An 11,381-nucleotide genomic window follows, 5' to 3' on the forward strand; every position below is an offset into this window, starting at 1 on the left:
GAGGAATCCCGACTGAAAGACCAAAAGCAGGATACGGGTGACAGGAATGTTTCTCAATTCCTGTCGGGAGGGAAATGTTTTGATCTATAAAAAGCCTGCTTTTTGGATTGTGATTGCGACTGCCGTTATCTGTACAGGAATATTTGTTATTTGTACTACCAATCCAAAGACTTATTACACCGCCAATGCTTCAAGGGAGACAGCCGGGGTTGAGCAGCAGATGTATGAGAAAAGGCCGGAATATGAAGGATCTAATGGCGGCGAGGCGCCAGTCCCAGAATATGCCAGTTATTCTCCAGACCATAATTGGGCGGTATGGTCTGATGTCCGGGAAAATTTAAAGGATGAAAGCGGGCTGTTTTATAGTATCTATCAAGTCATGCTCTGTAATACACAAACCGGAACCATCACAGTTTTCGATATTATTGGGCGGGATTTTAACTTTCTCTGGTCGGAGGACTGCAGATTTTTGGCTGTAACATACTCAGGACGGGAATGGACGCATTTCAGCATAGTGAATACTACAACGCTTACCGAGATACCAGGCCCGTATATGGCCTCCGTCATGGAACAACTTAAAGCCCGGGGAGCGACATTTGATTACACGGCCAACGAAACCCGTCCCGATCCGGCCTTGACGCCTGTGGAATGGTTGCCGGACAGTTCAAGTATTCTTATTTACTACCAATGGCACGATACATCCTACACAACACAAAGCGGCACATTTGTTTATGAGATTGAATCAGGCCAAATATCCGAATTAATACAAAATCCCCCGCGGGTTTTGCCTTTGGTTGGCAATTGAGATCTTCGATGCAAATCCCCTGGAAAAGCGACAGGTACAGCCTTGAATAAATAGGGTATAGTGGTGTAGGAAAGCTGTTGCCTTCGTCCATATCTGGCAACGGCGGGGAGGTATAAGACGATGCACATACAGGAACGGTTGGCTGAGGCAGCACGGAAATTAAGGGAACAAGAAAGACTATTACACCGCAGGGAAGCGACCTGTACTATGATTCAAGAGCAAAAAGAACATTGGCAGGCACTCAAAAAACAATTAGATATAGAAGGTAAAGATTTGGAACGATTGGACGGTATTACCCTGCAGAACTTCTGGCATAGCTTAAAAGGCACTAAAGACATCGCCAAGCACAAGGAGCAAGAGGAATACCTGGCAGCCAAATTGAAGTTTGACGGTCTTAATGCTATCCTGGAAAATCTGGAAAGAGATATCAGGCGAATTGATAGGGAATTAAAAGCTTTGGGAGATCCTCAAGGGGAATACCAGCAGGCTATCCAGGATAAAGAAAGCTATTTACTCCGCTCTGGTGGGCCTGATGCGCGGCGTCTGTTTGAAGTGGCGGAACAATTGGGCTTTTTGCGGGCAGAGTCCAGGGAACTGGAGGAAGCGGTCGATACCGGGCAAATCGCAGCCCAATACCTGTCTGAAGTGGAAAAGAGCCTTGGCAGCGCCCAAGGCTGGGGTATTGTTGATATCCTGGGCGGAGGGCTTTTAACCACTGCTGTAAAGCATGCTCATATTGGAAGTGCCCGGGATAAAATCAGCCGGGCTCAAAAGCTGCTTCGCAATTTTCAAACTGAATTAGCCGATGTCCAAAAAACCAATGATTCCATAGAAATTGGGGGACTGGCGACCCTGGCTGATTTCCTGCTGGATGGATTATTGTTTGACTGGATTGTGCAGTCACAAATCAATACTGCGCAGAACCGCACCCGGCAGCTTAAGCAAAAAATACAGTCAACTATCCAGGATCTGTACCAAGCGCAGAAAAGAAACATGCAAGCAGCACTGGAACTGGATGAAGAAAGAAAACGGATAATCGAAACTGCTTCTATCTCTCCCGATCTTTAGACTAAGATAAACGTGACCGTGATATGATGCATAACTACATCTCGGGAGTCGTTTACTTCAGCAGCTGATGGACCTGGTTGGGATGGTTTATTAGTACCCATTGTCATGCTGATTCGCATTCCTCCCCCTGGGGGGAGTTGACAAAAACGTGGCGGAAAACAGCCACCCGCTTTTGCATTGTGCATTGCCGGGTGGCTGTTTATTGGCAAGAGCTAAAGCGCGTTTGCGGGGCTGCGCTTAAGCGGAAACAGCGGAAGAACACCAGGTTATCGCAGCGCGTCATTGCAGCCCTACCGGGAGTTGACAAAAGCGTGGCGGAAAAGGTGAAACAAGACTAGCCCGCCAACAGACAAAAAAACCGTCGAACCGTCCCGATTGTTTAACTTTTTTGTAACCATTCTTAAGCATTTTGTAACGCAATTACCGGAAAAAGTTGGTATCGTGATGAAAAAGGGTACATCCCAACTCATCAAAAGGCGTCAAGGGATACCGAATTACACCGGATGGAGAGTGGAATCAACCAATGGAACGGGACGGAAAGATTGGGCCTGCTGAGTATTATGCAAAGGATCGGCTCGGCGCCAGGCGTTATATGCCGGGACTGGATGGGCTGCGGGCCCTGGCAGTCTTGGCGGTGATCGCTTACCATTTGAACCTGCCCTGGGCTCCGGGAGGACTTTTAGGGGTATGCATTTTCTTTGTGCTGTCCGGTTATCTTATCACCGACATTTTGGTGTCCCAATGGAAGCTTTCCGGGGGAATTAATCTGAAAGATTTCTGGCTGGGCCGGGTGCGGCGGTTGCTGCCGGCACTGTTTGCCATGCTGACCGGAGTTATGGTGTGGGTATATTTATACGATCCTAACCGCTTATCATCATTGTGGAACGATGTTGTGGCGGCTGCATTCTATTCCAGCAACTGGTGGCTGATCTTTCACCAGGTTTCTTACTTCGCCAGTTTCGGACCTCCTTCGCCTTTGGGACACCTGTGGTCTTTAGCTGTGGAGGAACAGTTTTACCTGGCCTGGCCGTTGCTGTTGGGGCTGGGCCTGCGCTATATTCCCCGCCGGGGCCGCCTGATCGGATTGATCACGGCTTTGGCTATTACTTCAGCCGTCGCCATGGCAGTTATTTATCAACCCGGCCTGGATCCCAACCGGGTTTACTATGGAACCGATACCCGGGCTTTTGCTTTGCTTATTGGCGCGGTACTGGCGCTGGTGTGGCCCAGCCGTAAACTATCGGCGGAGCTTTGCCCCCGGCATCGTATAATACTCGACGCAGCCGGAGGAGCAGCGCTGCTGGCCGTACTTTTGATGATTTGGCAAAGCAATCAATATCAATCTTTTCTATATTACGGCGGACTTTTGCTCTTCTCAATAGTCTCGGCGGTCCTGGTAGCGGTACTGGCCCATCCTGCCAGCCGGCTGGGCAGGCTGTTTGGCATATGGCCATTACGGTGGCTGGGGGTCTGGTCATACGGGATCTACCTGTGGCACTATCCGGTCATAGCCTTAACCAGTCCGGCCGTCAATACCGGGGGGCTGAATATTGAACTCGCGATTGAACAAACACTTTTGAGCATTTTTCTGGCCGCGATTTCGTGGTATTTTATCGAGGATCCCATCCGGTACGGTAAATGGAAAAAGCATTTGGCGTGGTTCTCAAATGGTTTACAGTGGCGGCCCAAGTTGCTTCGATTTCGGGATAAGGCAACATTATCGAGTATCGTATTAATTTTTTGTGCATTTATATTGGCGGTGAGCGGGTGTTCGATGATCAGCCAGGCGCAGCAAAAGAGTCTGGCATCCCAGGTTGTCAGTGAAACAGACCAAACGACTATGCCTGCCGGGGCAGAATCACCGGGAAATGAGGAAAATGGAGCGGTGATTCAAGCCGGTACTGAGACGGTGAATCAGGGCGCAGACCAAAAAGATGCATTTACCGGCGGAGGAGTTACGGTTATCGGCGATTCAGTCATGGTGGAAGTGGGACCTGAACTGAAGCAGCTTTTTCCGGATATTCTAGTGGATGCAGCCATTGGCCGGCAAATGCACCAGGCGCCCGGGGTGATCAGGAATCTAAAAGATCAAGGTATGCTGGGCAAGACGGTTATAATTGAGTTGGGAGCAAATGGAGCATTTACAGAGAAACAGCTCACGGATATACTGAGTTTGCTGGGGGATGACAGACGGATCGTGATGATTAACACCCGGGTTCCGAAACCATGGGAAAGCGTGGTCAATCAGATCCTGGCCCGGACTGCCGCCGCTGATCCAGATATAGAACTGGTTGACTGGTATTCCGCCAGCAGCGGCCATAATGAATATTTTTACGCGGACGGAGTGCACCTGAAAGAAGCCGGGGTTCAGGCTTATGTGTCGCTGGTGGCCAAGGCGGTTCATCCCTAAGCTTTGAAATACATATTGAGCTTTGATCTTGGAATGGAGAGTCCGATGATCGATATAAAAACGAAAGTTTTGGTGGTTGAAGATGAAGAATCAATCAGAAGTTTTATCACCCTTAATCTAAGTGCGGTTGGCTATGCAGTTGGAGAAGCCGATACAGGAGAGAAAGCCCTTGCCATGTCGAGCAGCTTTAGGCCCGATGTTATTGTGCTGGATTTGATGCTGCCGGGAATCAGCGGGTTCGAAGTCTGCCAGCGGGTTCGGGAAACGATGCCCGAAACGTTTATTATTATGCTGACGGCCAAGAGTCAGGACACCGATAAAATTCTCGGCCTTGAACTGGGTGCAGATGATTATTTGGTCAAACCGTTTAATCCCCTGGAGTTGATAGCACGAATCAAGGCCATGTTAAGGCGCAAGAGTCATTCCAAGGCGGAAGATAATGCGCTTAAATGCGATGGTTTATTACTGGACCTTGCTGCCAATAAATTTTTTAAAAACCATATAGAAATAGAATTAACGCCCACCGAATTTGCTTTGCTTAAGATGTTTATGGAAAATCAGGGCAAGGCGCTTAAACGCAATGAGATGTTGAATGCCGTCTGGGGACAGGATTATTTTGGCGATACCAAAACTCTGGACGTACATATCAGGCGGTTGAGGGAAAAGCTGGAAGATAATCCATCTGAGCCGGAATATATCAAAACTGTATGGGGTTACGGCTATCGATGGCAGGCGGGACCTCAATAGGAGCACATGATGAAAGGAATCAGATTAAGATTAACCGCCAGTTTTATGGTCGTTATTATTTTCACGGTTGTGATTCTGGAAATGCTGCTTATCTATATCGTTAAGCAGAACTATTATAACAGCCTGGAGGGCAGTCTCACCAATCAAATAAAGATTTGCGCGGACATGTATACTAAGTATTTTGCCAATACCTCACTGCAGGACAATGTGCTTTATAATGTTGATGCATTCTGGAACCAGAGTAATGCCGAAGTACAGATCGCCGACCGAGACGGCAATATTGTAATGGACTCCCAGGGCGCCATTCCACCGGAAATGGCCGGCAGCGATATTAAGGAGGCCCTGGATGGCAAAACCGGGGTATGGGTGGGACACTTAAACGGGCAAAAAGTCATGGCGGTTGCCAATCCCCTGAAATCAGGAGAGGAAATCGTCGGCGCCTTGCGCTTTATCGCTTCTTTAAGCGCCGTCGACCAGGACATTGCCAAAACCGAGAAAATTTTTATATTTATCGGTCTGTTAGTGATCCTCATCGTTGGCTCGATGAGTATTTTTTTAGCCAACACCATCGTGGTGCCTTTGCAGGATGTCACAGCAGTGGCCCAGACCATGGCCAACGGCAATTTTCAGATCAAGAGCAGAAAAACCCGCGACGACGAAATCGGCGAACTTTCGGATACCTTAAATTACCTGGCCGATGAAATCGTAAAAAGGGAACAGCTTAAAAATGATTTTATTTCCTCGGTGTCCCATGAGCTGCGCACGCCCCTGACCTCTATCAAAGGATGGGCCATTACTTTACAGAGTGAAAACTTCCAGCAGAAAGAAATGCTTAACGGCGGTCTCAATATTATTGCCAAAGAGAGTGACCGGCTCACCCGGATGGTTGAAGAACTTTTGGATTTCTCCAAGTTTGTCTCGGCCAGAATCAAGCTCAACCCGGAAGAGGTAAACCTGATCAATTTATGTGAGCATTTACGCAAACAATTGACACCGCGAGCCGTACGGGAAAGTATCGATTTTACCGTTGACTGTCCTGAAGATATGCCCCATATTTATGCGGATGTTAACCGGCTTAAACAGTTGTTTATCAATATCTTGGATAATGCTTTTAATTTTAATCATCCGGGTGGTTATGTCCGTTTTAAAGCGGAAATTCAAGATGAAGCTTTTAAATTCACCATATCCGACAGCGGCTGCGGAATAGGCGCCGACGAACTGCCCATGGTCAAAGAGAAATTTTATAAAGGAAAAAGTTCGCTTTCCAAAAATGGCATCGGGCTTTCAATTTGTGAGGAGATCGTCAACCTGATGGGCGGCAAGCTGGAAATCACGAGTGAGCTGAATGAGGGCACTGATGTGGTGATCATTTTGCCTGGAGGGGAGAGGCCGGATGCTTTATAAATGCAAGATGTTACCGGCATTATTACTTCTCCTTTTAGTGGGCGGATGCGCCAATCCTTCCTGGACCACGGCAGGGAAAATTGTTCCGCCCGTATATAATGTTTGCCCATTAGAAGGAAAATGGTCGGTGATCGAGGAGCTGGGTTCCGAGGGATATTCCGGTGCGGCGAACCGTGAAGCAGAGACTGACTCTCTTCAGTTTAGCCGGGAAATTGCGGTATTGGGCAATAATGTCTGGAGTCAACCCACCTACAAAATCAAGAAGGTCAATTCAACCGATTATTTGATGACCAGATATATCGTCTTGGACAGCTATCTGGCGTCAATAAACCAGGAAGTTGATGTTGTTACCGTATTCGCAGACTCGAATTATCTGGGCGAATTTATGAAAATCGATGATGCCACCGTTATTTCTTTTGTACAAAATAAGGTGCTGCTGCTCCATAAAGTCGCTGATCATGCCGATGATCCCTTGTCAGTTGCGAACTTACATGCGGCTGATGTCCATCAATATAAAAATACCGGCACTTCCGGTATTTTTGTAGGACTTAAAATACCGTCAAACAATGACTATATCTACAAGACCGTGTGGATAGCCGCGGACGATAAAAAGCTGCGCCCGGTTCTTAGCAGGAATGATATTTATTTCCCGCGCAGAAGCGGGTTCTGGGAACTGCGGGTAAAGAGCGGGCTGAACCAAGCGGGAGCGGAATTATCGGCGCATAATGTGGCCATAAAAGATGCGGCGGGGATAGATGATGATGTCTCGGCAACAACAGCATCTCCAGGTGCTCAAAGCATCGTTGTTGATTATATCAGCAATGATTATGTAATCGTAGAGAGTACTGACGGTGGTACAGACAAACTGCAGGTATTGCCGGTGGATAAATTATCGTCTCCAATTGGAATCAAGGTTTCAGATTTGCTGGGAGATGCGGGATTGGCAGCTTATCACAGTGCCAGGGAACAAGCGCTGCAAATCCTGCCTAGTCAGGAAATTATATTGATAGACGGGGATGTGAACCAGGATAATTTTGGATTGACACGAAAAAACGGACATTGGCATCTCCAGGGGAGAATAAATTATCAACGCGATGGCACTCCCGGAAGCATGGATTTTAATATCAATTTCGTTCCGCCGGCTAATTTAGTATTTTACGACACCTTGTATCTCAGCTGGCAGAGCATAAAAGACCGGGTCCCCAATGCTTTGGACGCGTTTACTTCCCCCAATAGGGATATAGCTGTTATTAAAACCACAAGCAAATTGTATTTCTTTGGCATCAGCGGCGAACAATTAGACAGCGTCCCCCTGGGGGAAATTGAGTTGAAAGCAGGCGCCAGCATTATTATGGCCGAGTGGGCCACCGGGCTTTATGTGGATGATTGGGAGAAGACTTTTCTGGCCCATGGCGCAGGCAAGGTTTGAACTCAGATATGCCGCCGCAGGCTTCCGGGCTGATCTCCGGCCAGCACACTGCTGCCCGGCAAAACCAGGCTTAATTTTGGTATTTTGATGCATATCCATATGCGTGCCAATGCATGCCGCCCAATCGTCCTTTGTTAACTAATGCCTTCTAAGGCGCATATCTGCCGTCCCAGGTCATCGCTGTAAAAAAGCCTTAAGCCACCTCCGTACAGGCCGAATAATAATTCTTCGCTTAATATTTCCCTGTTCGGGCCAAAGGCAAAACGTCCTTGTTGATCGAGTACACCCACTTGATCGTCCAGCAGCAGCACATGATCGGGATTATGCGTGGTCATCACCACACCATAGCCTTTGTTTGCCATCTTCTTAAGTATATTTAATACTTTGACCTGATTGCCTGCGTCGAGATGGGAGGTGGGTTCATCCAGCAGAATAAACGCCGGTTTCTGAGCAATTACCCTGGCTATCACAGCCTGCTGGCGTTCGCCGCCGCTGATTCTCATAAAGGACTGTTCAGCCAAATGACTGATATTCATAGCCTGGATCGCTTCCCAGGCAACCTCGTATTCGGCTGCTTTCGGCTTTTGGAATGCTCCCAAGCGGGGTGCGCATCCGGTCACCACATAATCAATAACGGAAAAATCGAAAGAGGGTACGATGGTCTGGGGCACAAATCCGATAGCATTGGCGATATCCCGCTGCTTCATGTGACGATAGCTTTTTCCATCTATCAAAATGTCCCCCTGGCCGGGTAGATAAATACGGGTCAGACAAGCCAAGAGGGTTGATTTGCCTGCTCCGTTTGGCCCCAGAATGGTTACAGTGCTCCCCTGAGATATCGAAAAATTCAAGTTTTCAAATATCTTTTTCCCATTGGGATAGGAAAATCCCAGATTATGCACGACTATATTCATTGCACACCTCCCTTCTGTTTCCACAGGAGCCACGCAAAGAACGGTGCGCCCAGCAGGCCGGTGAGGATACTCAGCGGGATCTCTACAGTAGTGGCGGCACGCGAAATGGTGTCTATCACCAGCATGAACAGGCCCCCCAGCAGTACGCAGGCCGGAAGCAATTTGACATTGTCGGATCCGACCAGGAGCCGGCCCAGATGGGGAATTACCAAGCCGATCCAGCCGATGGTGCCGCTGATGCTGACCGCGCTGGCGGTAAGCAGGCTGGAGCCGGCAATAGTGATGCCGCGATAAAGCATTACATTCATGCCCAGGGTTTTGGCCTCCTCTTCACCAAAAGAAAGAATATTGATGCGCCAACTCAGAGCCAGCATCAACACTCCGCAGATAATGAGCAGCGGTGAAACCGAGGTAAGCTGAATGTGATTGACTGAAGCTACGCTGCCCATCTGCCAGAATACGATCTCTGACAGTTGGGTCTCTGGATTGGCGATGTACTTGAGAGTTGCACAGACTGAAGCCATGAATCCGCTGGTAATAATACCGGCCAAGACCAGGGCCAGGTTGCTTTGATTTTTTAGAAAACGAGTTATGCTCACACTGATTCCTACCGCGGCCATTCCTACTAAAAAGGCGAAAAACTGTACCATCGCCATCCCCAGGCCAAATAATATGGCTATCGCCGCGCCAACACTGGCTCCTGCCGAGACCCCCAGCAGGTCCGGAGAAACCAGGGGGTTTTTAAATACCCCCTGGTAGACCGCTCCAGAAAGTGCCAGGGCCCCGCCTACCAGCACTGCCGCCAGTATCCTGGGTATGCGGATGACAAACAATACATCGTGCATGGCGGCATCCTGAGGAGACGTGCCAGACAGCCGTTCAGACAACGCCAGTAGTACATCAGCCGGATTCATGCTGTATCTGCCTACACTCAAGGCCAGCAGCACCATAGCCAGCATCCACAGGCATGACCCGATCAAGAACCGCTTATAGTTGGTATTACGCATATAGTCCATTATTTATTTGGTTATTCCCAATTGTTCCGCCGTAAAGGTCTTTCCGTAAACGAATTGATAAAAATCATTGACATCTTTCATCAGCTCATCATAAGAATAAAGGTCGGGATGCAGATTATACAGGGTCCAGCACAGTCCCAATGAGGCGCCGGGAGTATTGTAATCCCAGGGTTCCAGATTGGAGGGGAATTTGTAAACCTTTTTGTTTTTTACAGCAGATATGTTGGCCCATTGAGGATCATTTAAGATATCATCCACCGTGTAGCTGGCATAAGCCGGGAAATAAATGACGTCGGGATTCCATTTGATGATTTGCTCCATGTTGACCGAAAGCCACAGTTCTTGCGCAGACAAACCTTTGGTCACCGGTATTCCGCCTGCAGTCTCGATCATCTGGTTTTGGAGCATATTATCTGAGGCCACATCGGTTTTGGCGCTTCCCGAAATGAAAAGCACGGTCGGTTTTGTGGCGGCTTTGCCTGCCACCTCCGAAGCTTTGTTTATTTTGGCATCAAATAACGCTACCAGTTCTTCGGCACGGTTATCCTGACCAATAGCCTTGCCTACCAGCTTCAGTCCATCTTTGATGGAATCATATTTCTCGACATCCAATACTATACAAGGAACCCCTACTTCGGCAAGTTGATCAACCTGGCTCTGGAAACGTAGCGGAAGCAGCATCAGATCTGGCTTGACCGAAATGATGGTTTCCATGTTGATATTCTTGCCTTTACCGATAACAGTGGCCTGATTGACTTCAGGTGCTGCTAAATCGTATAGCCCATAAGCCATGTCCTTGTTGCCGAAGCCTGCTAAACGCTTACCATTACCGTCCAAAACGATAACCAGATTCATACTGGGATTATGGGTGCCGATAACCCGCTCGGCTGCTTTAGGCAGTTCTACGCTCCGCCCGGCATGATCGGTTAATGTTATCGGAGCAGCTTTCGAAGCATCTGCCGGTGCAGCGGTCGGTTCAGTCTTGCTGCATCCCGGTATCAGCAGCAGGGACACTGTAAGCAGCATGATCAGCACTATTAAATGTCTGGATTTCTTCATGTTACACCCTCTCCTTTTTGGCTAAATATTCATTACAAATGTCTTTTTACCCCGCTGATAGAGCACCTGAATATTCTAGCGCTATATGGGGGGAGTTGGGTTCTTCAATCAATCGCGAGTCCCGCACTTCCTTTGGAGCCAACCGGGAGCGTTCTTTCGGTTTGGCCTTGTTGTTCGCTTCGTCTGCCACCCCTGCCGGCCATACAAAAAAAGCCATGCACAGGATGGCATAACTTTGTGTTAAAAAAAGCTATACCAGAGGCATAGCTTTCATAAGTCATAAAAGACTGAAAATACCCTCCTTTCCAAAACGGGAGGCGCGGACGTTTCCCTCCGCACCCATCGGCCAGCACCCATATCGATTGACTTAGGCATGTTAGGCTCGGGGAGCTAGTATTAAATTAGAAACTCCTTTGTATCTTCGTCAAAAATATGTCAAATCCTGCATTTTCATGACAGTTAGTGGCGTCATACTGCGGCTAACTTCGGGGCCAGCCACGGAGCGTCAGACCGTGTGAGAAGTTTGGAT

9 protein-coding genes and 1 riboswitch are annotated in these 11,381 nt (G+C 48.3%); of the genes, 6 read left to right on the top strand and 3 right to left on the bottom strand.

The features are described 5' to 3' along the window. Positions 1–79 precede the first annotated feature (79 nt). The 6 genes from B2633_RS14095 to B2633_RS14120 all read left to right on the top strand — a co-directional run bounded on the left by B2633_RS14095 (position 80) and on the right by B2633_RS14120 (position 7,863). Entirely contained in the window at positions 80–805 is a 726-nt protein-coding gene (locus B2633_RS14095) for a hypothetical protein (RefSeq protein ID WP_483171373.1), read from the top strand. A 120-nt stretch (positions 806–925) separates the two neighbouring features. After that, complete coding sequence (locus B2633_RS14100; protein ID WP_483171374.1) at positions 926–1,873, top strand: hypothetical protein; 948 nt, start codon at positions 926–928, stop codon at positions 1,871–1,873. 523 nt (positions 1,874–2,396) lie between these two features. Beyond that, on the top strand, positions 2,397–4,283 hold the full coding sequence (locus tag B2633_RS14105) for an acyltransferase family protein (protein ID WP_483171375.1): 1,887 nt from the start codon (positions 2,397–2,399) through the stop codon (positions 4,281–4,283). A gap of 45 nt (positions 4,284–4,328) precedes the next feature. Then, entirely contained in the window at positions 4,329–5,030 is a 702-nt protein-coding gene (locus B2633_RS14110; RefSeq protein ID WP_481039449.1) for a response regulator transcription factor, read from the top strand. 9 nt (positions 5,031–5,039) lie between these two features. Next, entirely contained in the window at positions 5,040–6,434 is a 1,395-nt protein-coding gene (locus B2633_RS14115; RefSeq protein ID WP_483171376.1) for a sensor histidine kinase, read from the top strand. Next, the gene (locus B2633_RS14120; protein WP_483171377.1) at positions 6,424–7,863 is read left to right on the top strand and encodes a hypothetical protein; all 1,440 of its coding nucleotides are present in this window, start codon (positions 6,424–6,426) and stop codon (positions 7,861–7,863) included. The genes B2633_RS14115 and B2633_RS14120 overlap by 11 nt, the downstream gene beginning before the upstream one ends. A 134-nt stretch (positions 7,864–7,997) precedes the next feature. Here the strand turns inward: B2633_RS14120 and B2633_RS14125 are convergent, their stop codons facing one another. The 3 genes from B2633_RS14125 to B2633_RS14135 are packed head-to-tail and all read right to left on the bottom strand — an operon-like array spanning position 7,998 to position 10,852. Then, positions 7,998–8,777, bottom strand: coding sequence for an ABC transporter ATP-binding protein (locus tag B2633_RS14125; protein WP_483171378.1), 780 nt, complete (start codon positions 8,775–8,777; stop codon positions 7,998–8,000). Continuing rightward, positions 8,774–9,793 (bottom strand): FecCD family ABC transporter permease, encoded by a 1,020-nt coding sequence (locus B2633_RS14130; protein WP_483171379.1) that lies wholly within the window; start codon positions 9,791–9,793, stop codon positions 8,774–8,776. Before B2633_RS14130 ends, B2633_RS14125 begins: the two co-directional genes overlap by 4 nt. Positions 9,794–9,796: 3 nt before the next feature. Then, on the bottom strand, positions 9,797–10,852 hold the full coding sequence (locus B2633_RS14135) for an ABC transporter substrate-binding protein (protein ID WP_483171380.1): 1,056 nt from the start codon (positions 10,850–10,852) through the stop codon (positions 9,797–9,799). Positions 10,853–11,134: 282 nt separating this feature from the next. Further along, positions 11,135–11,252, bottom strand: a riboswitch (molybdenum cofactor riboswitch). Positions 11,253–11,381 lie beyond the last annotated feature (129 nt).

This window comes from Syntrophomonas sp. UBA1041, from assembly GCF_002316705.1.
GTDB lineage: Bacteria > Bacillota > Syntrophomonadia > Syntrophomonadales > Syntrophomonadaceae > DTU019.

Excerpts from the sequence above, each read along its gene's own strand:
- B2633_RS14100 (WP_483171374.1), top strand. The coding sequence starts at position 926 with ATGCACATACAGGAACGGTTGGCTGAGGCAGCACGGAAATTAAGGGAA.
- B2633_RS14105 (WP_483171375.1), top strand. The coding sequence starts at position 2,397 with ATGGAACGGGACGGAAAGATTGGGCCTGCTGAGTATTATGCAAAGGAT.
- B2633_RS14110 (WP_481039449.1), top strand. The coding sequence starts at position 4,329 with ATGATCGATATAAAAACGAAAGTTTTGGTGGTTGAAGATGAAGAATCA.
- B2633_RS14115 (WP_483171376.1), top strand. The coding sequence starts at position 5,040 with ATGAAAGGAATCAGATTAAGATTAACCGCCAGTTTTATGGTCGTTATT.
- B2633_RS14120 (WP_483171377.1), top strand. The coding sequence starts at position 6,424 with ATGCTTTATAAATGCAAGATGTTACCGGCATTATTACTTCTCCTTTTA.
- B2633_RS14125 (WP_483171378.1), bottom strand. The coding sequence starts at position 8,777 with ATGAATATAGTCGTGCATAATCTGGGATTTTCCTATCCCAATGGGAAA.
- B2633_RS14130 (WP_483171379.1), bottom strand. The coding sequence starts at position 9,793 with ATGGACTATATGCGTAATACCAACTATAAGCGGTTCTTGATCGGGTCA.
- B2633_RS14135 (WP_483171380.1), bottom strand. The coding sequence starts at position 10,852 with ATGAAGAAATCCAGACATTTAATAGTGCTGATCATGCTGCTTACAGTG.